Origin of the sequence: Serratia proteamaculans (assembly GCF_949794035.1) — a bacterium.
GTDB classification, from domain to species: Bacteria; Pseudomonadota; Gammaproteobacteria; order Enterobacterales; family Enterobacteriaceae; genus Serratia; species Serratia proteamaculans.
The window spans coordinates 1,234,912-1,255,741 of the sequence record NZ_OX461105.1 but is presented as its reverse complement, the minus strand read 5'-3'; the positions used below and the strand labels follow the sequence as shown (position 1 = coordinate 1,255,741).

General features: G+C 55.2%; 23 protein-coding genes and 1 riboswitch. Of the genes, 17 read left to right on the top strand and 6 right to left on the bottom strand.

Translation table 11 applies throughout. The features are described 5' to 3' along the window. Positions 1-5: 5 nt before the first annotated feature. The 6 genes from mrdB to lipA all read left to right on the top strand — a co-directional run bounded on the left by mrdB (position 6) and on the right by lipA (position 5,740). The gene (gene mrdB, locus QOT07_RS05835) at positions 6-1,118 is read left to right on the top strand and encodes a peptidoglycan glycosyltransferase MrdB (protein WP_099065409.1); all 1,113 of its coding nucleotides are present in this window, start codon (positions 6-8) and stop codon (positions 1,116-1,118) included. 10 nt (positions 1,119-1,128) lie between these two features. Next, the gene (rlpA, locus tag QOT07_RS05830) at positions 1,129-2,214 is read left to right on the top strand and encodes an endolytic peptidoglycan transglycosylase RlpA (RefSeq protein WP_283602711.1); all 1,086 of its coding nucleotides are present in this window, start codon (positions 1,129-1,131) and stop codon (positions 2,212-2,214) included. 178 nt (positions 2,215-2,392) lie between these two features. Beyond that, positions 2,393-3,604, top strand: coding sequence for a D-alanyl-D-alanine carboxypeptidase DacA (gene dacA / locus QOT07_RS05825; RefSeq protein ID WP_099065407.1), 1,212 nt, complete (start codon positions 2,393-2,395; stop codon positions 3,602-3,604). 111 nt (positions 3,605-3,715) lie between these two features. Next, the gene (ybeD, locus tag QOT07_RS05820) at positions 3,716-3,979 is read left to right on the top strand and encodes a DUF493 family protein YbeD (protein ID WP_009636895.1); all 264 of its coding nucleotides are present in this window, start codon (positions 3,716-3,718) and stop codon (positions 3,977-3,979) included. A gap of 134 nt (positions 3,980-4,113) precedes the next feature. Beyond that, a complete protein-coding gene (lipB, locus tag QOT07_RS05815; RefSeq protein ID WP_283602710.1) occupies positions 4,114-4,782 on the top strand; it encodes a lipoyl(octanoyl) transferase LipB in 669 nt (222 codons plus the stop codon). Then, positions 4,775-5,740 (top strand): lipoyl synthase, encoded by a 966-nt coding sequence (lipA, locus tag QOT07_RS05810; protein WP_062869912.1) that lies wholly within the window; start codon positions 4,775-4,777, stop codon positions 5,738-5,740. The genes lipB and lipA overlap by 8 nt, the downstream gene beginning before the upstream one ends. A gap of 86 nt (positions 5,741-5,826) precedes the next feature. Here lipA and tatA read toward each other — a convergent pair whose 3' ends face one another. Then, the gene (gene tatA / locus QOT07_RS05805) at positions 5,827-6,036 is read right to left on the bottom strand and encodes a Sec-independent protein translocase subunit TatA (RefSeq protein WP_207976161.1); all 210 of its coding nucleotides are present in this window, start codon (positions 6,034-6,036) and stop codon (positions 5,827-5,829) included. Between the two features lie 219 nt (positions 6,037-6,255). Between tatA and QOT07_RS05800 the strand changes: the two genes are divergently transcribed. From QOT07_RS05800 to QOT07_RS05785, 4 genes are all read left to right on the top strand, one after another. Next, on the top strand, positions 6,256-7,317 hold the full coding sequence (locus tag QOT07_RS05800) for a diguanylate cyclase (RefSeq protein WP_219015577.1): 1,062 nt from the start codon (positions 6,256-6,258) through the stop codon (positions 7,315-7,317). A gap of 96 nt (positions 7,318-7,413) precedes the next feature. Then, a riboswitch (Fluoride riboswitch) is annotated at positions 7,414-7,476 on the top strand. A 76-nt stretch (positions 7,477-7,552) separates the two neighbouring features. Continuing rightward, complete coding sequence (crcB, locus tag QOT07_RS05795; protein ID WP_099065404.1) at positions 7,553-7,936, top strand: fluoride efflux transporter CrcB; 384 nt, start codon at positions 7,553-7,555, stop codon at positions 7,934-7,936. A gap of 300 nt (positions 7,937-8,236) precedes the next feature. After that, on the top strand, positions 8,237-8,833 hold the full coding sequence (locus tag QOT07_RS05790) for a TetR/AcrR family transcriptional regulator (protein ID WP_099065403.1): 597 nt from the start codon (positions 8,237-8,239) through the stop codon (positions 8,831-8,833). Positions 8,834-8,838: 5 nt separating this feature from the next. Next, on the top strand, positions 8,839-10,029 hold the full coding sequence (locus tag QOT07_RS05785; RefSeq protein WP_207976165.1) for a multidrug effflux MFS transporter: 1,191 nt from the start codon (positions 8,839-8,841) through the stop codon (positions 10,027-10,029). Between the two features lie 67 nt (positions 10,030-10,096). On the opposite strand, the gene cspE is transcribed toward QOT07_RS05785, so the two are convergent. Then, entirely contained in the window at positions 10,097-10,306 is a 210-nt protein-coding gene (gene cspE / locus QOT07_RS05780; RefSeq protein ID WP_002210315.1) for a transcription antiterminator/RNA stability regulator CspE, read from the bottom strand. A 345-nt stretch (positions 10,307-10,651) separates the two neighbouring features. Between cspE and QOT07_RS05775 the strand changes: the two genes are divergently transcribed. The 5 genes from QOT07_RS05775 (at position 10,652) to QOT07_RS05755 (ending at position 15,719) form a co-directional block, all read left to right on the top strand. Then, positions 10,652-11,815, top strand: coding sequence for a M20 peptidase aminoacylase family protein (locus tag QOT07_RS05775; protein ID WP_283602708.1), 1,164 nt, complete (start codon positions 10,652-10,654; stop codon positions 11,813-11,815). Between the two features lie 185 nt (positions 11,816-12,000). Continuing rightward, positions 12,001-13,326: an LLM class flavin-dependent oxidoreductase gene (locus QOT07_RS05770; RefSeq protein ID WP_207976169.1), complete on the top strand. Its 1,326-nt coding sequence runs from the start codon at positions 12,001-12,003 to the stop codon at positions 13,324-13,326. Between the two features lie 92 nt (positions 13,327-13,418). After that, positions 13,419-13,946, top strand: a complete 528-nt coding sequence (locus QOT07_RS05765) for a GNAT family N-acetyltransferase (protein WP_085115559.1) — start codon at positions 13,419-13,421, stop codon at positions 13,944-13,946. A 48-nt stretch (positions 13,947-13,994) separates the two neighbouring features. Then, the gene (locus QOT07_RS05760; RefSeq protein ID WP_283602707.1) at positions 13,995-14,882 is read left to right on the top strand and encodes an amino acid ABC transporter permease; all 888 of its coding nucleotides are present in this window, start codon (positions 13,995-13,997) and stop codon (positions 14,880-14,882) included. A gap of 9 nt (positions 14,883-14,891) precedes the next feature. Beyond that, entirely contained in the window at positions 14,892-15,719 is an 828-nt protein-coding gene (locus tag QOT07_RS05755; RefSeq protein WP_272931547.1) for an amino acid ABC transporter ATP-binding protein, read from the top strand. Between the two features lie 31 nt (positions 15,720-15,750). On the opposite strand, the gene QOT07_RS05750 is transcribed toward QOT07_RS05755, so the two are convergent. After that, complete coding sequence (locus tag QOT07_RS05750) at positions 15,751-16,260, bottom strand: VOC family protein (RefSeq protein WP_099065398.1); 510 nt, start codon at positions 16,258-16,260, stop codon at positions 15,751-15,753. 166 nt (positions 16,261-16,426) lie between these two features. Between QOT07_RS05750 and QOT07_RS05745 the strand changes: the two genes are divergently transcribed. Beyond that, a complete protein-coding gene (locus tag QOT07_RS05745; RefSeq protein ID WP_017891897.1) occupies positions 16,427-16,906 on the top strand; it encodes a cold-shock protein in 480 nt (159 codons plus the stop codon). Between the two features lie 88 nt (positions 16,907-16,994). Next, entirely contained in the window at positions 16,995-17,156 is a 162-nt protein-coding gene (locus QOT07_RS05740) for a YnfU family zinc-binding protein (protein WP_165366374.1), read from the top strand. A gap of 6 nt (positions 17,157-17,162) precedes the next feature. On the opposite strand, the gene QOT07_RS05735 is transcribed toward QOT07_RS05740, so the two are convergent. The 3 genes from QOT07_RS05735 to QOT07_RS05725 form a co-directional block, all read right to left on the bottom strand. Beyond that, positions 17,163-18,611, bottom strand: coding sequence for a GGDEF domain-containing protein (locus QOT07_RS05735; protein WP_261427336.1), 1,449 nt, complete (start codon positions 18,609-18,611; stop codon positions 17,163-17,165). 617 nt (positions 18,612-19,228) lie between these two features. Continuing rightward, the gene (locus QOT07_RS05730) at positions 19,229-19,780 is read right to left on the bottom strand and encodes a flavodoxin family protein (RefSeq protein WP_099065396.1); all 552 of its coding nucleotides are present in this window, start codon (positions 19,778-19,780) and stop codon (positions 19,229-19,231) included. 130 nt (positions 19,781-19,910) lie between these two features. Then, positions 19,911-20,822 carry a LysR family transcriptional regulator gene (locus QOT07_RS05725; protein ID WP_261415458.1) on the bottom strand — a complete coding sequence of 304 codons (912 nt, stop codon included), beginning with the start codon at positions 20,820-20,822 and terminating at the stop codon, positions 19,911-19,913. Positions 20,823-20,830: the final 8 nt, after the last annotated feature.

Here is a 20,830-nt window from a genome sequence, read left to right as displayed (position 1 = left end):
AGAACATGACTGAAAGCCAACAAAAGGGCTCGATCTGGACCAAAATCCATATCGACCCCACATTCCTGGTATTAATTCTGGCCCTGCTGGTCTACAGCGCGTTCGTGATGTGGAGCGCCAGCGGTCAGGATATCGGCATGATGGAGCGCAAGATCGGCCAGATCGTGATGGGGCTGATCGTGATGGCCGTGATGGCACAGATCCCACCGCGAGTTTATGAAAGCTGGGCACCGTATTTATATATTTTCTGCGTGATCCTGCTGATTTTGGTGGACGCTTTCGGCCAGATCAGTAAAGGCGCACAGCGCTGGCTGGATCTTGGCTTTGTGCGCTTCCAGCCGTCCGAGATCGCTAAAATCGCCGTGCCGCTGATGGTGGCGCGCTTTATGAACCGCGACGTCTGCCCACCTTCACTGAAGAATACCGCCATTGCACTGGTGCTGATTTTCCTGCCGACCCTGCTGGTGGCCGCACAGCCGGATCTGGGGACCTCGATTCTGATCGCCGCCTCCGGCCTGTTCGTGCTGTTCCTGTCCGGTATGAGCTGGAAGCTGATCGCCGTGGCCGCCGTACTGTTGGCGGCCTTTATCCCGGTGCTGTGGTTCTTCCTGATGCACGGCTATCAGCGCGACCGCGTCATGATGCTACTCGACCCGGAAACCGACCCGCTTGGTGCCGGTTACCATATTATTCAGTCAAAAATCGCCATCGGCTCCGGCGGCCTGTCCGGCAAAGGCTGGCTGCACGGCACCCAGTCACAGTTGGAATTCCTGCCGGAACGTCACACCGACTTTATCTTCGCGGTATTGGCCGAAGAGCTGGGGCTGATCGGGGTGCTGGTGTTATTGGCGCTATACCTGCTGGTGATTATCCGCGGGCTGATGATCGCCGCCAAGGCACAAACCACCTTCGGCCGGGTTATGGTCGGCGGTCTGATGCTGATTTTGTTCGTTTATGTGTTTGTTAACATTGGTATGGTCAGTGGTATTTTGCCGGTAGTTGGCGTACCTTTGCCTCTGGTCAGCTACGGGGGTTCGGCGCTGATTGTGCTTATGGCTGGGTTCGGCATTATCATGTCGATCCACACGCATCGAAAAATGATGTCCAAGAGTTTATAAGGGGTGAGTAATGCGTAAGGAATGGCTTTGGGTCGGCGTCGTCGCGGTATTGCTTTCCGCCTGTACCGCCCCGACCACGGAACAGCAAGCACCACCGCAGCAGCCGTATAACGGGCCGGTGGTGGAAATCGGTGGCGTTGAGCCTCAATATGAACCCTATAACCCTAGTAACATGCAGGATTATAAGGTTAATGGCGACACTTACCGCATCGTCAAAGATCCGCAGAACTTCTCACAGACCGGTCTGGCCAGCTCCTATGGTGAAGAAGCCCGGGGCAACACCACTGCGCTAGGGGAACAGTTCGATCCTAACGGCCTGACGGCCGCACACCCGACGTTGCCAATTCCTAGTTACGTGCGTGTGACCAACCTGGCCAACGGCCGCCAACTGGTGGTGCGGGTTAACGATCGCGGGCCGTACACCCAGGGCCGCATTATCGATCTGTCGAAAGCCGTCGCCGACCGTCTGAACCTGTCCAACAACACCAAGGTCAAGGTTGATTTCATCAACGTGGCACCGGACGGAACTCTGAGCGGCCCAGGCACCATTGGAACTACCGTCGCCAAACAAAGCTATGCCCTGCCCGCACGCCCGGAACTCGGAGCCAGCAGCATGGGAACCCCGATGCAACAGGATGTTCCGGTTCCCAACGGTGCTGCAGTACACCCGATTGACAACAGCAGCCTGAACACCGGCGACAACGCCCCGGCCGCCACTGCCGGCAATAGCCGTAGCGGTTTCCTGGGTGCGCCAAGCGCGGTCCCGGTCGGCGTACTGGAGGGCTCAGAGCCTGAACCTGCCGTCAGTGCCGCAGCCATTGCCGCACCGGTTGCAGCGACCGCCGCCGTCGCCGCCAATGCTTCTACGGGTGGCAGCTATGTGGTACAGGTTGGCGCATTGAGCAGTGCCGAACGCGCCCAAAGCTGGCAACAAAGCCTGAGCCAAAAGTTTGGCGTACCGGGTAAAGTCGCCGCCAACGGCAGCGTTTACCGCGTGCAGTTAGGCCCGTTCAGCAGCCGTCAGCAAGCTGCCGAACTTCAGCAGCGTCTGGCCAGCGAAGCGCAGCAACAATCTTTTGTCACTGCCGCACCTTAAAACAACTCTCCGGCAGGCGAACGCGGTTGATAAGCGTTCCTATAGCTGAAACATTTTCTTTCAGCTAAAGCCAATAAAGCGCGATTAGTCAGAGGATTGGCTAATGCCTGCCGGGATCTCATCTGTTATAGTGTGGCTCGTTTTTAATTTTACCCTCATGGATGTTGTAGTCTCGATCATGAAACAAGTAACCTCTTTCAGCTTAATCAAGAGCATAGCGCTCGGCACCGTTATCGCGATGAGTGCAACCTCCGTTGCGCATGCCGATGACGTTAATATCAAAACCATGATCCCAGGGGTACCGCAGATCGATGCGGAAGCCTACGTCCTGATTGATTACAACTCCGGTAAAGTTTTGGCGGAAATGAACGCCGACGCCCGCCGCGATCCTGCCAGCCTGACCAAAATGATGACCAGTTACGTCATCGGCCAGGCACTGAAAGCAGGCAAGATCGGTCAGGAAGATCTGGTTACCGTTGGACAAGATGCCTGGGCAACCGGCAACCCGGTATTCAAGGGTTCTTCACTGATGTTCCTGAAGCCAGGCGACCGCGTGCCGGTCTCCAAGCTGACCCGCGGTATCAACCTGCAGTCCGGTAACGACGCCTGTGTGGCGATGGCCGACTATGTGGCCGGCAGCCAGGACGCGTTCGTTAACCTGATGAACACCTACGTCAGTAAGCTGGGCCTGCAGAACACCCACTTCCAGACGGTACATGGCCTGGATGCACAGGGTCAGTACAGCTCGGCGCGCGATATGGCGTTGATCGGCCAGGCGCTGATCCGCGACGTGCCGGACGAGTACGCAATTTATAAAGAAAAAGAATTCACCTTCAACAATATCCGCCAGATGAACCGTAACGGTCTGCTGTGGGATACCAGCCTGAACGTCGACGGCATCAAAACCGGTCATACCGATGCAGCAGGCTACAACCTGGTCGCATCTGCCACCGAAGGCCAGATGCGTCTGATCTCTGCGGTGCTGGGCGGTCGTACTTATAAAGGCCGTGAAACCGAGAGCAAGAAACTGCTGACCTGGGGCTTCCGCTTCTTCGAAACCGTTGCGCCATTGAAAGTGGGCAAAGAGTTTGCGTCTGAGCCGGTATGGTTCGGCGATGCGGATCGCGTTGAGCTGGGCGTAGACAAAGACGTTTACCTGACTATCCCACGCGGCCGGATGAAAGATCTCAAAGCCAGCTACGTGTTGAACACCCCGGAAATTCATGCACCACTGGCGAAAAACCAGGTTGTCGGCAGCATCAACTTCCAGCTGGATGGCAAAACCATAGATCAGCGCCCACTGGTGGTGATGAACGAAGTGAAAGAAGGCGGTTTCTTCAGCCGTATCGTGGATTACATCAAACTGATGTTCCACCACTGGTTCGGTTAACAGTTGAAATGGGCGAAATCGCCCCCATATACTGATTAACATTAACTCCCGCTCCGGCGGGAGTTATAATTTATAGAATCGCTATATCGATAGCCGCACTCTGGAGCGCACATGAAAACTAAACTGAACGAACTGCTCGAATTCCCTTGCTCATTTACCTACAAGGTAATGGGCCTGGCACAACCCGAGCTGGTAGACCAGGTGGTTGAAGTGGTGCAGCGCCATGCTCCCGGGGATTACAACCCGCAGGTTAAACCTAGCAGCAAAGGCAATTACCACTCCGTGTCCATCACCATCACCGCCACCCATATCGACCAGGTGGAAACCTTATATGATGAGTTGGGCAACATTGAAATTGTCCGCATGGTGCTGTAATTCCAGCACAAACCCCTGCATTTCAGCCCGGGACAGAGCATTCTCTGCCCGGGTTGCGCATTTTTGGTCAGCGAAACGCTGGTCGCCGGCCAGAGCGCCCGGTATAATGGCAACACCACTTCTGTAACCTGACGATGACTCTTTTGCAACCAGACAAGATCATTTTGCGTCAGCTGGGGTTGCAGCCCTATGAGCCTGTATCCCAAGCCATGCACAACTTCACCGATCGCCGCACCGAAACCACGCCCGATGAGCTGTGGCTGGTTCAGCATCAGCCCGTGTTTACCCAGGGCCAGGCCGGGAAAGCGGAGCATCTGTTGATGCCGGGCGATATTCCGGTGATCCAGAGCGATCGCGGTGGCCAGGTGACCTATCACGGGCCGGGCCAGCAGGTGATGTATGTGATGGTCGATCTGAAACGCAACAAGGTTGGCGTTCGCCAACTGGTCACGGCTATCGAAGATACCGTTATCAATACCCTCGCCTACTTTCACATTGAATCGCGTGCCCGTCCTGATGCGCCCGGTGTTTATGTGGGGGAGCAAAAAATCTGTTCGTTGGGTTTGCGGATCCGTAAAGGCAGTTCATTCCACGGCCTGGCCCTGAATGTGGCCATGGATCTCACCCCCTTCCAGCGTATCAACCCTTGCGGTTACGCCGGTATGCAGATGGCGCAGGTCAGCGCGCTGGTGCCCGGTGTTGGCATAGAAGACGTACACCCAGTCCTGGTACAGGAATTTGTTCATTTACTCGGCTACCCGAAGGTCGAGCTTCGTAACTGGAACCTGCACGATTATGAGTAAACCAATTCAGATGGAACGCGGCGTCAAATACCGCGATGCAGACAAAATGGCGTTGATCCCGGTAAAAACGGTGGTCACAGAACGGCAGGAGCTGTTACGTAAACCCGAGTGGATGAAAATCAAACTCCCTGCCGACTCTACGCGCATTCAGGGCATTAAAGCCGCAATGCGTAAAAACGGTCTGCATTCGGTGTGCGAAGAAGCTTCCTGTCCGAACCTGTCTGAGTGCTTCAACCACGGTACCGCCACCTTTATGATCCTGGGCGCTATCTGTACCCGCCGCTGCCCGTTCTGCGACGTGGCCCACGGCCGCCCGGTGGCGCCAGATGCCAACGAGCCGGAAAAACTGGCTCAGACCATCGCCGATATGGGCCTGCGTTATGTGGTGATCACCTCGGTTGACCGCGACGATCTGCGCGACGGCGGTGCCCAGCACTTTGCCGACTGTATCGCGGCTATCCGCGTCAAGAACCCGACCATCAAGATTGAAACGCTGGTACCAGACTTCCGCGGCCGTATGGATCGTGCACTGGAAATCCTGACCGAAACGCCACCGGATGTGTTCAACCACAACCTGGAAAACGTACCGCGTGTTTACCGTCAGGTTCGCCCTGGAGCTAACTACGAGTGGTCATTGAAGCTGCTGGAGCGGTTTAAAGAAGCACATCCGCACATTCCAACCAAGTCAGGCCTGATGGTCGGTCTGGGGGAAACCAATGCGGAAATCGTTGAAGTGATGCGCGATCTGCGTCGCCACGGCGTTACCATGCTGACTCTGGGCCAGTATCTGCAACCAAGCCGCCATCACCTGCCGGTACAGCGTTACGTCAGCCCGGCCGAATTTGATGAAATGAAAGAAGAAGCGATGGCGATGGGCTTTACCCATGCCGCCTGCGGCCCGTTTGTCCGTTCGTCCTACCATGCCGACTTGCAGGCAAAAGGGATGGAAGTGAAGTAATTATTTGTTACGTTTTCAACGACGGGAACGGCAAAAAACGGATGTCCATGCGGCATCCGTTTTTTATTGCCTGGCAGAAGACGAAATTAAACGTCTTTCTTTTCGACGCTCTGCGGGTTGGACTGACTTTCAGCCGTGGTTGCCGCTGGCGGAGTCGTGTCATCGCCCACGGCCTTTTTGAAGCCCTTCAGTGCAGCACCCAAATCAGCGCCCAAAGTACGCAGTTTGCTGGTACCGAACAGCAAAACGATCAACACCGCAATCACCAGAAGTTTGGTAATACTGATCCCTTCCATACTCACCTTCTTATTCATATAGCGCTGCGGACGCAGCGAGAAAACAAACCTTGCCTGAGGATATTTACCTACTTTCCCTGTGCCAAAACAACAGCAACATGTAACAGAGTGAGATCCTGCGCCAATAAGCAAGGTTAAATACGTCGCACGCGCTTCAGACTATTCTGAGTTTTCCGGCTGCATGGTACGCTGTCCTCCTGCTCATTATGGAGTTGCCGGATGTATACGCCATCAGTCATTGATACCAGACGTTCCGGCCTCAGCTTCGCCAGACGCACTTACCTGCCACGCATCGTCGGCCTGGGGGTCGGTTTTATCTGCGTGTTCTCGGTGCTCTCCTCACAGCAGACCGCACCCTGGCTGTGGGGGCTGCTGATTTTCCACGGTTTTGTCTGGCCGCACCTCGCCTACCAATGGGCACGCCGTTCCGCCATGCCCTTCAAGGCTGAAATCCGTAACCTGCTGATCGATTCGTTTTTCGGTGGGCTGTGGGTGGCGACAATGGCCTTCAATGCCTTACCGTCGGTGGTCATCCTGTCGATGATGGGCATGAACAATATCGCTTCCGCCGGCAAATCTTTGTTCTTTAAAGGATTGATTGTTCAAGCCGTCAGTGCGCTGGCAATCAGCGCCCTGCTGGGTTTCCCTTTTCAGCCACAAAGCACGCCGCTGCAGATTTATCTATGTCTGCCCATGATCTATCTCTATCCGACCCTATTGGGATTAGTGACCTACCGCACCGCCAAGCGCCTGGCGGAGAAAAAGCAGGAATTGCTGCGTATCAGTATGCGTGATGGCCTGACCGGGCTGTACAACCGCCGCCATTGGGAACATTTGCTGCATCACCAATTTGACAGCTGTCGCCGCTATCAGCACAGCGCGACCCTGATCCTGATGGATATCGATCGCTTTAAAACCATCAACGACACCTTCGGCCATGCGCTGGGTGACGAGGCACTGGCGGTACTGGCGGAGGAGTTGCTAATTGGCCTGCGCGCCGTGGATATTGTCGGACGCTACGGCGGCGACGAGTTTGGTGCCGTGTTGCCGAACACCAGCGCCGAACAGGCCAGCATTGCGCTGTTGCGTATTCAGGAACGGCTAAACGACATTATTTTCCGCGAAGCGCCACAGCTAAAACTGAACATCAGTGCCGGCATTGCGGATTATCACGGCGATATGAACGGCTATCTGGACTGGTTAAAAGCCGCCGACAACGCGCTGTACCGGGCGAAGAACAACGGTCGCAACCGCCTGGAGCTGGCCGTGCCCGGCCACTGAGGCCAGGAGTGACAATTTCTGCTGTCTCGTCACTTTTGATACTACAAAACAGACGGCACCGGGTGTAAGATCCCGCCTGCGCGGCAAACAGCAGCGCCGATCGACGGAGATGACATTCCTCCATAACCGCCTTCACAGGCTGATGATGTCTACGTAACCTCTCAGAGAGGTGCGTAGCATTGCGCCTGAACCTTTCTGAGTTTGACTCCCTAATTAATGAAAGGCAGTTTCAACCATGTTGAGTTCTTTACTGGCAGTTTTTATTGGCGGCGGTTTGGGTAGCGTCCTGCGCTGGGCCATAAGCATGAAGATGAATCCGCTTAACGCGCACATCCCGCTGGGGACGCTGGCGGTGAATCTGCTGGGCGGTTTTATTATTGGTTTGGCTATCGCCATCTTCACCCGTATGACACACCTGGATCCCACCTGGAAGTTGCTGATCACCACCGGTTTCTGCGGCGGGTTGACCACCTTTTCCACCTTTTCTCTGGAGGTGGTGTATTTACTGCAGGATGGCCGCTTCGCCTGGGCGCTGACCAACATGCTGCTGAATCTGGCGGGCTCGCTGGCGATGACCCTGCTGGCGTTTATGCTGGTGGTCTGGATTAACGGGCAATAATTAATTTCGACTTCTTAATGTTTCCTTAATCTGCACTGAGCATAATCTCATCCAGTATCCCCACTGGATGAGAACTCAGATGTTTAGCCTGCCGAAAACTGCCGCTGAAGTGACCGCCACTCTGCTGTGCCTGCTGATTATGGGTGCCTTCATCAAGGTTTATCTGTTCGCCTAAGTTCGGCCCCGCAAAACCCACCTTTACAGTTGCGCTCTTGCCTATTGCCATGGTTGCATTACAATTGAGAATGAACGTTCGCACCCAGAAAGCGAACCGCATTTCATTTGGCAAAGGACCGGGACATGATATCCACCAGCGACAGCAGGCAGGCCAAAGTACAGGCCCGCCGCGATCAGATTGTCGAAGCCGCAAAACTCTGTTTTCGCCAGCACGGTTTTCACGCCGCCAGCATGGCGGAAATCGCACAGGGTTCTCAGCTTAGCGTTGGTCAGATCTACCGCTATTTCGACAACAAAGATGCGATTATCGAAGAGATCGTTAACCGCATCATCGCCAGTAAAATGCGGCGGCTGGAAGATCTTGGCGATCATATCAACCTGATCGCCGGCACCCTGGCGGCGCGCACCCTGTTTCAACAGCCCGGAGAAAGCGAAACCGACCATATGCTGATGCTGGAGGTCACCGCCGAAGCCACCCGCAACCCAACAGTGGCAAAAATGCTCAGCGATGCCGAAACCCGGTTATTCCACCATGTTTGCCAAAGCCTGCGGCGGATCTACCCGCACTTCAGCGAGCAGGAAATCGCTGCCAGAGTGGAGTTTATCGCCGTGTTAAGCGAAGGCACCGGTTATCGCATACTCACCACACAAAAAGCCGACGTCAGCCTGCTGAACGGCTTATACCAACAAGCTATCTCTCACCTGTTCAGGAAACCTTAATCCTCATGACCAAACAACTCGCCAGACAACGTCTGGTGTACGCGCTGGTGCTTGGCCTGCTCGCCTCACTGGGCCCGCTGTGCATCGATCTCTACCTGCCCGCCCTGCCGGAAATGGCCGGTGAGCTGAATACCTCTACTGCCACTGCACAGCTCAGCCTGACTGCGGGCCTGCTCGGGCTGGGCGTCGGTCAGCTGATTTTCGGCCCCTACAGCGACAAGCTCGGCCGTATGCGCCCACTGCTGCTGTCACTGGCGCTGTTGCTGTTCGCCTCGCTGTGGTGCGCACTGGCGCCGAACATCGACCAATTACTGATCGCTCGCCTGTTGCAAGGGTTGGCCGGTGCCGGCGGTGCAGTTATTTCTCGTGCGATTGCCCGTGACCTTTATTCCGGACACGAACTGACGCGCTTCTTCGCCCTGCTGATGTTGGTCAACGGTCTGGCACCGATCATTGCACCGGTGCTGGGTGGCGCCATGTTGCAGTTTATGGACTGGCGTGGGATTTTCGGCGTACTGGCAGCCATTGCAGTGCTGCTGTTTACTCTCGCCAGCCTGAAGCTACACGAATCACTGCCCGCAGAGCGCCGTAGCCAGGGCGGCATTTTGGCCATGCTGCGGTCATTGGGCGGGTTACTGACCCAGCGCCAGTTTATGGGCCTGTGCCTGACGCAAGGGTTTGTGATGGCCGGGATGTTCGCCTATATCGGCGCCTCTCCCTTTGTGCTTCAGCAGATTTATGGCCTCAGCCCGCAGATGTTCAGCCTGTGCTTCGCCATTAACGGCGTCGGGCTGATTATCTCGGCGCAGATCGCCAGCCGCCTGAGCATCCATTTTGGCGAAAGGAAGGTACTGAAAGGGGGATTAACCCTGGCGGCGGTTTCTTCGCTGCTGTTGCTGCTGGCCGCCGGTCTGCACGCGCCGTTGGCGCTGTTGATGGTACCGCTGTTCTTCTCGGTGGCGGTGATCGGTATTGTCGGCCCTACCGCTTCGTCTTTGGCGATGCAAAGCCAGGGCGACAAAGCAGGTAGCGCCTCTGCGCTGATTGGCGTGAGCATGTTTGCTCTAGGCGCCTGCAGCGTGCCGCTCACCGGTCTGGGGGGCACTTCCAGCGTATCGATGGCGCTGACCATTGTCGGCTGTTACGCCGTCGCCATTACGCTGTTTACCCTGCTGGTACGCAAAACGCAGGCATAGAACGACGCTAAAAAAGGCAATAAAAAACCCGCTCAGTGAGCGGGTTTTAAGAATTTCGGCTGTAGCATTAGATAGCGATAACGTTAGCAGCAGATGGGCCTTTGGCACCGTTCGTGATTTCAAATTCTACACGCTGGCCTTCAGCAAGAGTTTTGAAACCATTGCTAGCGATGGCAGAGAAGTGAACGAAAACGTCCTTGCTACCATCTTCCGGAGTAATGAAGCCGAAGCCCTTGGATTCATTAAACCACTTAACGCTACCTTTAATCTTAGACATCAAACTTACCTTTAACGTGAATGAAAGACACAAAACGTGTGTCCAATACAGTACAGCAATTAGACGGGTTTTTGTCCACAACCTGGATCACATAAAAACGATAAAAAGTGAAAAAGTCCGCCGCCTCCGTTGTAAAGCGCTCACCCTCTGGGTCATCGGCTCCCGGGCAGTCCAATCCTCTTTAAACCCCGGCGAACAGCGGTCGAACGCCTGTTTCATCTACCGTCAACGCGCATTGACGACGCGATGCAGACACAATCGCTATGAAATATAACCAGATAGTCTTTTTGCTTCCGGCCGCCCTGCACTAGGGTTAGAGCTTACTAACCACTGTGAGCCAAGACTATGACCAGCCAACTGGCCGAAAAAATCGTCGCCTACCGCCGTGAACTGCATCAGAACCCTGAGCTGTCCAACCACGAATTTGCCACTACCGCCCGCCTGACCCGCTGGCTGGAAGAGGCCGGTATCCGTATTCTGCCGCTGGGGCTGAAAACCGGCGTGGTGGCTGAAATCGGCAGTGGCAAAGGGCCGATCATTGCGTTGCGTGGGGATATTGATGCCCTGCCGATAGAAGAAATTTCCGGTGTGCCATTCACTTCGCAAAACAGCGGCGTGATGCACGCCTGCGGACATGACTTTCATACCTCGGTGATGTTGGGGGCCGCGCATTTATTGAAAGCCCGTGAGGCCTCCCTGCCCGGCACGGTGCGTATATTCTTCCAGCCGGCGGAGGAAACCTTCAACGGTGCCCAGCACCTGATCGACGCCGGGGCGCTGGATAACGTGGCTGCGGTCTTCGGTCTGCACAACGCGCCGGAACTGCCCACCGGTACTTTTGCCACCCGCGCCGGCGCGTTTTACGCCAACGTCGATCGTTTCCAAATCCTGATCACCGGCAAAGGTGCCCATGCCGCCAAGCCGGAGCAAGGGGTGGACACCATCGTCACCGCCAGCCAGATTGTCAACGCGTTGCAAACCCTGCCCAGCCGCAGCTTCAGTTCACTGGAGTCGTTGGTGGTCAGTATTACGCGCATCGAGGGGGGGAATACCTGGAATGTCCTGCCACAGACCGTGGAGCTGGAAGGCACGGTACGTACCCATAGCGATCAGGTCCGTCGCCAGGTGCCGGATAAAATCCGTCAGGTGATTAACGGCGTAGCCGCTTCGCTGGGCGCACAGGCAGAACTGCGCTGGCAGGCCGGGCCACCGGCGGTGGTCAATGACGCACGCTGGGCCGCCTTCAGTAAAACCGTCGCCGCCGAAGCCGGCTACCGGGTGGAAGAAGCGGAACTGCAGATGGGCGGAGAAGACTTTGCGCTTTATCTGCACCACGTACCGGGGGTGTTTGTCAGCATCGGCTCGGCGAGTGAGTTCGGCCTGCACCACCCGCGCTTCAACCCGGATGAACAGGCGATTTTCCCGGCCTCACAATATTTTGATCTGTTGGCAGAACGCACGCTGCAGCAATTAGCCACCGCCCCGGAAAAAGCCACCAGCAAGGCTTAAAAATCACCCGGCTATTATTTCGCGGCGCAGTGAATTCTGCGCTGCGAGTTATTATTTCCCCTTTGGTTATATTTGCTAATTTCAACATTTGAATATGCTGTTTTGTTGTTTTACATCCTGAGAGTGCTCGTCAATAGTGGGGCTCTAAAGATAGCGCCACACCGGCACTTAACAGGGTGAAAGCAATGAGCAACAGTGCGAAAGAACAACGACAATTGCGCCTTGGCGCCATTTTGCATGGCGCATCGGGAAATATGTCTGCCTGGCGACATCCGGATGCCACTGCCGATGCCAGTATTAATCTTGATTTTAATATTGCCACGGCAAAAAAAGCCGAACAGGGTAAATTGGATTTCGTGTTTGTGGCCGACGGTTTATATATCAATGAGAAATCCATTCCACATTTTCTCAATCGTTTTGAACCGCTAACCTTGCTCGCCGCGCTGTCCGCCGCCACCGATAAAATCGGGCTGGTGGGCACGTTATCCACCTCCTACAGCGATCCCTTTACCGTAGCGCGCCAGTTCGCCAGCCTCGATCACCTCAGCAAAGGTCGAGCCGGCTGGAACGTAGTGACCTCACCGCTGGAAGGCTCGGCAAAGAACTTCTCGCGCACCGAGCACCCGGAACACAGCCTGCGCTACCGCATTGCCAGCGAATACCTCGACGTCACCAAAGGGTTATGGGACTCGTGGGAAAGCGATGCCTTTGTACGCAACAAGAACAGCGGTGAGTTTTTCAGCGCCGGTAAATTGCATACCCTGAATCACCAGGGGGAGTTCTTCTCGGTACAGGGGCCACTGAATATTGGCCGTACACCACAAGGGCGGCCGATTCTGTTCCAGGCCGGCGCCTCGGAAGACGGCAAGCAGCTGGCAGCCAAACACGCGGATGCCATTTTCACCCACCATGAAAGCCAGCAACAGGCGCAGGTGTTTTATCAGGACGTCAAAAAACAGTTGGTGGAACAGGGCCGTGAACCGGATGACCTGCGGATCTTCCAGGGTGTCAGTGTGATTGTCGGTGACGACAATGAAGACGTGGAACGTCAGTATTGGGAAACCGCGCGCCTGGTCAGTATCGAAAACGCCCTCAACTACCTTGGCCGTTACTTTGAACACTATGACTTCGCCCGCCATCCGCTGGATGAGCCCTTCCCGGACGTCGGCGAACTGGGACAAAACAGTTTCCGCAGCACCACCGACGCCATTAAGCGCAATGCCCGCGAACGCAATCTGACGCTGCGCGAAGTGGCGCTGGAAGCCGCCTCCCCACGCCCGGTATTTGGCGGCACGCCGGAAGCGGTGGCAGACGGCCTGCAAAACTGGTTCGACACCCAGGCTGCCGACGGTTTCATCATTAGCGGTGGCACGCCAAATTCATTCGGTCATTTTGTCGATCGCGTGGTGCCGATCCTGCAGCAGCGCGGCCTGTTCCGCAGCGATTACAGCGGCAACACCTTGCGTGACCACCTTGGCCTGAAGCTGCCGCCAAACCAATTTACTCAATAACAATAATATTTCTTCAAGGATATCCGCTATGCGAACAACCTTTAGCGTCCTGCCCGCCAAACGCAACGACCTGGGCGATTAGGAGCACACAGATGGCAAACGACGTTTTTATCCAAACGCTGCCGAACGATCCGCTGGTCCAGCCGGTGATCGCAGGGCTATTCGGTGAATATCGCCAACGCTACGGCGACTATTTTGGTGACCAGGAACAGGAAGCGCTGGATTTGTACGCCCCGCCGCAAGGCGCCTTTATCGTGCTGCTGCGCGCCGGGGAGCCGATCGCCATGGGGGCCTTCAAACGCTACGATTTACAGACTGCCGAGTTGAAGCGCATCTGGACACGGACCGATCTGCGTCGTCAGGGTCTGGCACAACGGGTATTGCAGCAGTTGGAAACGCTGGCGCAGGAACAGGGTTACCACCAGCTCTATCTGACCACCGGCTTTCGTCAGCCGGAGGCGGTGGGCCTGTATTTGAGCAACGGTTACCAGCCACAGTTCGATCCCAGCGTCGACAGTGAAGTTTACAGCCGCCCGCCCTACGATGGCAGGCTGCCATTTCGCAAAAGCCTGATAACAGCGGACGCACTCTGTTGTGCACCGGAAAGGAAGATTGCCTAGGGGCCCGTCCCCTTGTTAACCCCCTTTATCTGTTTCAGGAGAATGGTCATGTCCAAGCAAGAAGTATTAAAAGTGGTTCCCGCCCGCTACCCGCTTCGGCTGGTGGGCGCGTTGTTTTCGGTGTTTATTCTGGCGGCAATAGTCCAGTCGGTGGCGGCCAACGAGCGCTGGGAATGGGGTGTCTTCGCCGAATGGTTCTTTGCGCCCGCAGTCCTGTCGGGGCTGGGGCAAACCCTGCTGCTGACGCTGCTCGGCACGCTGTTCAGTATTATCTTCGGTACGCTGCTGGCACTGGCGCGGCTATCGCGTTCTTACCTGCTGACGTCGCTGGCATGGGGTTATATCTGGCTGTTCCGTTCGCTGCCGCTGATCCTGGTGCTGATCATTCTGTATAACTTCTCTTATCTGTACGACTCCATTTCACTGGGCATTCCCTTTACCTCACTGGTGTTCGCCAGCTATCCGACCATTGATATTCTCAGCCAGTTCTCGGTCGCGGTGCTGGGACTGACGTTGGTGCAGTCGGCCTACACCGCAGAAATTATCCGTGGCGGCATTATTGGGGTCGAGTACGGTCAACATGAGGCAGCGGCGGCACTCGGGTTGCCGGGCTATCGCCGCACTTTCCGCATTATTTTGCCGCAGGCGCTGCGCTCCATCATCCCAACCGGCTTCAATGAAATCATCAGTCTGGCGAAGGGGACCTCGATTGTCTACGTGCTGGCGCTGCCGGAACTGTTTTATACCATTCAGGTGATCTACAACCGCACCCAGCAGGTGATACCGCTGCTGATGGTCGCCACGGTCTGGTACCTGTTCATCACCACCGCGCTGTCGGTCATTCAGTATTACATTGAGCGCTATTTCGCCCGGGGCGCGTTGCGCGAATTGCCACTCACGCCATGGCAGAAACTGGCCGGCTGGTTAAAACGTTAGGAGGATCCCATGTCCGAAGCCATTGATTATTATGCCCTGCGCGAAGCGCCGGTGCACAGCATCGTTCCGGTACCGGCGCGTGGCCTGATTGAAATCAGCAACGTGAGCAAGTTTTTCGGTAAACACAAGGCACTGGACGACGTCAGCCTGACGCTACAGCCGGGTACCGTTACGGTGATCCTCGGGCCTTCCGGTTCCGGTAAGTCTACCCTGCTGCGAACCATCAATCACCTGGAGCGTGTCGACGAAGGTTTTATCCGTATCGACGGCGACTATGTGGGCTACCGGCGCAAGGGGGACAAACTGTATGAGCTCAAAGAGAATGCCATTCTCAAGCAGCGTATCAACGTCGGCTATGTGTTCCAGAACTTCAATCTGTTCCCTCACCTGACGGTGCTGGAGAACATCATTGAAGCACCGGTGGTGCATAAGATTTACTCGCGGGCCGAGGCCAAAGAGGTGGCCTATCAGCTGTTGGATACCGTCGGCCTGCGTCACAAGGCAGACGCCTACCCGCGCCATCTGTCCGGCGGCCAGCAACAACGCATCGCCATTGCCCGCGCTTTGGCGCTGAACCCGAAGGTGATTTTGTTTGATGAACCGACTTCAGCACTGGATCCGGAACTGGTCGGCGAAGTGTTGGACGTGATCAAGGGGCTGGCGGATCTGGGGGTAACGCTGGTGGTAGTCACTCATGAAATTGGCTTTGCGCGCGAGGCTGCGGATCAGATTGTGTTCATGGTCGATGGGCAAATCGTCGAGCAGGGCGACGCCCGCCGGGTGCTGAACCATCCGCAACACCATCGTACCATCAACTTCCTCAATAAAGTGCTGTGACCGACGGGGCGCCAGCCTGCGCCCCGCTCCGTTAGACCAACGCGAACCGGCGTTTTTCGGCGGCAAAATCCAGCGGTTTGATGCCACGCTGATTGCGATCCTGCTCGGTCAGTAACGCCGGAGGAATAAACCAGGTGACTTCAAACAGTAGCCCATCCGGATCGTGGCCATAAATGCTCTTGTGCACGCCATGATCTTCTTCCAGCCCAAGAATGCCACGCTGCGCCAACTGGTCGCGAATGCGTTCAAGTTCGTCCAGGCTGTCGACTTCCCAGGCCAAATGGTACAACCCGGCCGGTGGCTCGTTTTCCGCCGGCGGCTCACCGTTGGCACGAAACACCCCGGCCCGTTGCTGCCCCAGATTCTTGCTGAACAACGCCAAATCGTGATCGTTATCCGAATCGGCCGCCTGGGTAAACACCGCTTTATCCGGACTGTTGGAGGGTTTGAGCTTAAATCCCAACACCTGATGATAAAAATCCGCACTCTGCTGCACGTCGCTGACATACAGCACCGCATGGTTAAGCCGTTTAATGCCCATCGATTTTCCCTTTCAGAATTGAATAAAGTAAGAAAGAAAATAGCATGTGGCCACAAACCCGCTAAATGCCGTAATCGCATTATCAAATGCCGGGCACGCAATCTGTCACTGCAAGGCATTCCGCGCTATCATAAGCACTGTATTGAGCGACTTTATGAGAATGATGATGAACGGCAAGATAACGACTTTTTTTGAAGACAAAGGCTTCGGCTTTATTACCGATGAGAACGGGGAAAATCGTTATTTTCACGTGATTAAAGTACAGAACCCGGAGCTGATTAAGAAAAACGCGGCGGTGACTTTCGAACCGACCAACAACACCAAAGGCCCGTCGGCGTTTGCGGTCAAGGTGCTGGCGTCGAGCAAGTACATCATCATCGCCAACGAAAGAATCAAGATCACCAGCATCAAATCCTTCAACACCTTCACCAAAGAAGTGCCGGTGAAAGCGGATGTGGATAAAGAAAATACCGTGCTGTCGGTCGGCCTGTTGATGAACCGCATTCGCCCACAGTCCGAAGAAGCGCCGCAGACCATGCAAACGCTGCGCATGCTGACCATCACCACCTTCCAGAACGATACCCATACCTTCTCGGAACATGAGATCGACATGGATGAAACGCTGAAAGTGCTGAAAAGCCTGTAAACCCTTTTCAGGCGTATAAAAAACATTCTAAGCAATTTGATACCACCTGTGTTAGCGTGGGCTTTCACCTGACACAGGCCATTTTATTATGTCTGATACCAGCAGTGTTAAAGGCTTTATCAACCGCTCTACCAAAATCGCCTGCCCCAAATGCGCCTACGTCACCACCCAAAAATGCGCGACGCTGCGGCAAAATGTCATGCTGATCTGCCCAAACTGCGGCACCGAGTTTGAACCCAAGCAGAACTGAAGCCGCTTATTTGAACATGATGTGCCCGACGCTGTTGCCGCTCACCACGTTAAACGACTCCACCCGGTTACGCCCCTGCGACTTGGCGCGATAAAGCGCGATATCCGCCATATTCATCAGCTGTTCCCACGATTTCACTTCATTCATCGCCAGACTGGCGACGCCAACGCTGATAGTGATATTCAACGGTGCCTTACCGCCAGGGTGCAAATCGGCTTTTTGTACCAATTGCCGTAAATGTTCTGCCAGTGCCACGCCCTGCGCCGCTAGCGCTCTTGGCAGAATAATCGCGAATTCCTCCCCCCCCAAACGGCCAAATAGCTGATCGTGACGTAACTCGCGCCGCACGATATGGGCGAATGAAGCCAACACCTCATCGCCCACCAGGTGGCCGTGGGTGTCGTTGATCTGTTTAAAATGGTCAATATCGATCAGCAGCAGCGACACCGCCTCTTTCGATTTATGCTTATGCTCCAGCAACTCGCCGGCCTTACGCGTCAGCGCGTTGCGTGCCAGTACGCCGGTCAGAAAGTCGTGATTGGCACTGTGCTCCAGCCGCCGCAGCAGCTTACGGTTAACGGCAATTGAACTGGCAAGGATCAGCGGCCCCATTACCAGCATGGCGATCCCCAGACGCGCCGACATCAGCGTATCGAGGAAGGCATTGTGGTTGTTCGGCGTTTCATACAGCATCAAATTGGCGGAAATACTGCTGATCTCGGTCATGCCGGTCAGCAGCGTCAACAAGGTCACCGTGAACAGCTGATAACGCACCGCGCACCACAGCAATGCCGGGATCGGGAAGGCAATCGCCCCCGGTCCACCGATATAGACACTAAACACCAGTGAGAATAACAGCGCCAGCAGCGGCATACTGGCACGCAGTTGCCAGTTGATCTGCATTCGCAACAGCTGTTTGAGACGCGGGGCAGCCAGCAATACCGGCAACAACAACAGGTTGGTCGAGAACTGTTCACTGAACCACGCCAGCCAGGCGATAACGGCCGTGTTGTTATACAGGCTTTCACTGCGCAGTATCGATAAGGTCGACGCCACCGCCGCGCTGCTCAGGCTGGCGGTAAACATATAAAGGATCGTCTGGGGCTTGCCCATCCTGCGCTGCGACTTTGGCAGCAGCAACATCACGCCGTAACCGGTGGCAATCAGGGACATATTGCAGGCATTCAGCCACATCGCCAGCGACAGGCTCTCGCCGTTGGCTAAATCGGCAGCGATCATCCCAATATAAGTGATCAACCAACCAGCCGGCGTAGCATAGGCGGGTTTACGTAATAGCAAACCGAGTAAAATCGCATTCACCGGCCAAAACAGGGAAAGTGATCCTATTGGCCGGGTAAAAATACCCAGTAGGGAAAGCAAAAATGCCAGTAGAAAAAGCGTAATCAACGGGATAGCAGCAGGCAAGCCATGTCTGTCGCTTATTCTGGCGTTCATCGTCTAACCCATGTATTTATAATAACCAGAGCAATTCTATGCATATTCCCTCGCCCGGCATGATGCGAATGACATGAAAAACAAAAGCAGACTTAAAAAATACAGGCAGATCAGTCACAAAGATACATTCACGGCTATTTAACGGAATGTTCTTAACTCAACCCCTCACCGGCATCGTTTACTACGGAACGAATTTTCATCCCTCCGGAAATAATGTTCAAAGATATCTATCAGCATAGCCTAAACCATCGTTAATCAGCACACCGTAAAAACCATAATAATAAAAAGGGTATTTACTTGTCGCACAAACTATTCTGTTGGCTATTATTTTCCAGCAAGATACTCCCGACAGCAATTAAAAATGAAAATATAAAAAAAGCCCGCACAGTGCGGGCTCGCTTGAAGAGCAGCTAATTGACAGTTACGACACAGCCATTGCATGCCTGTGCTGCTGCTCATTGTATCGCCGGAAGCTTAAGCCCACCTTAGCAACAAAAAACCCGGTCTAGGAACCGGGAATATTTGTACGAAATGCAGTGTTAGCCCAAGCAGGCTAATAACATTCGCCACTTTACGCGGCAATTGTGTAGAAAAAATGAGCGAAAGAGCAATACTGATTAAGCCAGTTTGGCAGCAAAGCCCGCGACACGTTGGCCGTATAGGCTGGCAGTTTCCAAATCGCCAGACAACATTTCATCCACGCCAGCGTCGGCAGGCGTCTGTACCAGCAGCCCTACCGAGCCCCCCAGATTGTTTATATCGGTACGCTGCGCCGATTTGGTGTTCGCCGGCATCAGTCCCAGACTGACCCACAGGCCGCCATGCTGCGAGGCCAGGGTTTGCAGAGCGATCAGCGTGACCTGCTTATCGCCGTTCAGGCTGGCACTGTTGGTAAACCCACCGAAAACCTTGTCCTGCCATTTACGGCTAAACCAGGCTTTCGAACTGGCATCGGCAAACTTTTTGAATTGCCAGGACGGACCGCCCATATAGGTCGGTGAGCCAAAAATGATGGCATCCGCCTCGTCCAGTTTCTGCCAGGCTTCGTCGCTGATATTGCCTTCCTGATCGATAGCGATCAGTTCCGCTTCAGCGCCCTCGGCAACAACCTTTGCCAAACGCTCGGTGTGGCCGTAGCCGGAATGAAAAATTACCACTGTCTTCGCCATAAGGAACTCCCTGATCGTTGCAGTAGGGTGCCCACGGCACCCGAGGATACTCTGATCCAATCTAATCAACTGGCCTTGGGGTGAATACCAAATTTATCTGACAGAGTTATTCAAAAAAACCGGGCACAGATCATGCGCCCATGGCCTGCGGACCCTGCTGCCGGGCGAAATCAATAAACGCGCGCAGCGGCCGCGGCATTTGCCGGTTGGCGGGGTAATAAAGATAGAAACCGGGAAACGGTGGCGTCCAGGCCGCCAGCAACGGCAGCAAACGGCCGTCGCTCAGTGCATCTGCCACCTGACTCTCAAACAAATAGGCAATCCCCAGCCCATCCGTGGCGGCACGCACCAACACCTGCGGCTCGTTCACAATTAGCGGTCCCTCCACCGCGATCTCCAGCTTTTCGCCACCGCGCTCGAATTCCCAACGATAAAGACTGCCGTTGGTTGGCCAGCGAGTATTCAGGCAACGGTGCTGACGTAGCGCATCGGGAGTTTGCGGCGAACCATAACGCGCCAAATAGGCTGGCGAGGCGACCACGCACATTCGTTGCTCGCCCCCCAGCGCGACGGCCACCATATCTTTCTCCAGTCGCTCATGCAGCCGCACGCCCGCGTCAAAACCCGCGGACACCATATCTACCAGCCGATCCTCCACACTCAGATCCACCACAATATCGGGATAATGTGCATTGAACGGGGCCAACAGCGGAGCCAAATACTGGATCGCCGCCAGACTGGAAGCATTAAGCCGCAGGGTGCCCGCCGGCTGCAAACGCAACGCGGCGGTCTGCGTCACGGCGGCCTCAATCTCCGCCATCGCCGGTGAGAGACGCGCCAACAACAACTCCCCCGCTTGGGTCAGCGCGACACTTCGCGTGGTGCGATTCAGCAGGCGCACGCCCAACCGGGTTTCCAGATTGCGCTGCGTCTGGCTGAGTGCAGAGGCGGACATGCCCAATTGCGCTGCGGCACGGGTAAAACTGCCATGTTCAACAATGGCGGTAAAAGCGCGCAACTCCGCGAAGTCACTTCCTCTCATTATGTCTC

Excerpts from the sequence above, each read along its gene's own strand:
- mrdB (WP_099065409.1), top strand. The coding sequence starts at position 6 with ATGACTGAAAGCCAACAAAAGGGCTCGATCTGGACCAAAATCCATATC.
- rlpA (WP_283602711.1), top strand. The coding sequence starts at position 1,129 with ATGCGTAAGGAATGGCTTTGGGTCGGCGTCGTCGCGGTATTGCTTTCC.
- dacA (WP_099065407.1), top strand. The coding sequence starts at position 2,393 with ATGAAACAAGTAACCTCTTTCAGCTTAATCAAGAGCATAGCGCTCGGC.
- ybeD (WP_009636895.1), top strand. The coding sequence starts at position 3,716 with ATGAAAACTAAACTGAACGAACTGCTCGAATTCCCTTGCTCATTTACC.
- lipB (WP_283602710.1), top strand. The coding sequence starts at position 4,114 with ATGACTCTTTTGCAACCAGACAAGATCATTTTGCGTCAGCTGGGGTTG.
- lipA (WP_062869912.1), top strand. The coding sequence starts at position 4,775 with ATGAGTAAACCAATTCAGATGGAACGCGGCGTCAAATACCGCGATGCA.
- tatA (WP_207976161.1), bottom strand. The coding sequence starts at position 6,036 with ATGGAAGGGATCAGTATTACCAAACTTCTGGTGATTGCGGTGTTGATC.
- QOT07_RS05800 (WP_219015577.1), top strand. The coding sequence starts at position 6,256 with ATGTATACGCCATCAGTCATTGATACCAGACGTTCCGGCCTCAGCTTC.
- crcB (WP_099065404.1), top strand. The coding sequence starts at position 7,553 with ATGTTGAGTTCTTTACTGGCAGTTTTTATTGGCGGCGGTTTGGGTAGC.
- QOT07_RS05790 (WP_099065403.1), top strand. The coding sequence starts at position 8,237 with ATGATATCCACCAGCGACAGCAGGCAGGCCAAAGTACAGGCCCGCCGC.
- QOT07_RS05785 (WP_207976165.1), top strand. The coding sequence starts at position 8,839 with ATGACCAAACAACTCGCCAGACAACGTCTGGTGTACGCGCTGGTGCTT.
- cspE (WP_002210315.1), bottom strand. The coding sequence starts at position 10,306 with ATGTCTAAGATTAAAGGTAGCGTTAAGTGGTTTAATGAATCCAAGGGC.
- QOT07_RS05775 (WP_283602708.1), top strand. The coding sequence starts at position 10,652 with ATGACCAGCCAACTGGCCGAAAAAATCGTCGCCTACCGCCGTGAACTG.
- QOT07_RS05770 (WP_207976169.1), top strand. The coding sequence starts at position 12,001 with ATGAGCAACAGTGCGAAAGAACAACGACAATTGCGCCTTGGCGCCATT.
- QOT07_RS05765 (WP_085115559.1), top strand. The coding sequence starts at position 13,419 with ATGGCAAACGACGTTTTTATCCAAACGCTGCCGAACGATCCGCTGGTC.
- QOT07_RS05760 (WP_283602707.1), top strand. The coding sequence starts at position 13,995 with ATGTCCAAGCAAGAAGTATTAAAAGTGGTTCCCGCCCGCTACCCGCTT.
- QOT07_RS05755 (WP_272931547.1), top strand. The coding sequence starts at position 14,892 with ATGTCCGAAGCCATTGATTATTATGCCCTGCGCGAAGCGCCGGTGCAC.
- QOT07_RS05750 (WP_099065398.1), bottom strand. The coding sequence starts at position 16,260 with ATGGGCATTAAACGGCTTAACCATGCGGTGCTGTATGTCAGCGACGTG.
- QOT07_RS05745 (WP_017891897.1), top strand. The coding sequence starts at position 16,427 with ATGAACGGCAAGATAACGACTTTTTTTGAAGACAAAGGCTTCGGCTTT.
- QOT07_RS05740 (WP_165366374.1), top strand. The coding sequence starts at position 16,995 with ATGTCTGATACCAGCAGTGTTAAAGGCTTTATCAACCGCTCTACCAAA.
- QOT07_RS05735 (WP_261427336.1), bottom strand. The coding sequence starts at position 18,611 with ATGAACGCCAGAATAAGCGACAGACATGGCTTGCCTGCTGCTATCCCG.
- QOT07_RS05730 (WP_099065396.1), bottom strand. The coding sequence starts at position 19,780 with ATGGCGAAGACAGTGGTAATTTTTCATTCCGGCTACGGCCACACCGAG.
- QOT07_RS05725 (WP_261415458.1), bottom strand. The coding sequence starts at position 20,822 with ATGAGAGGAAGTGACTTCGCGGAGTTGCGCGCTTTTACCGCCATTGTT.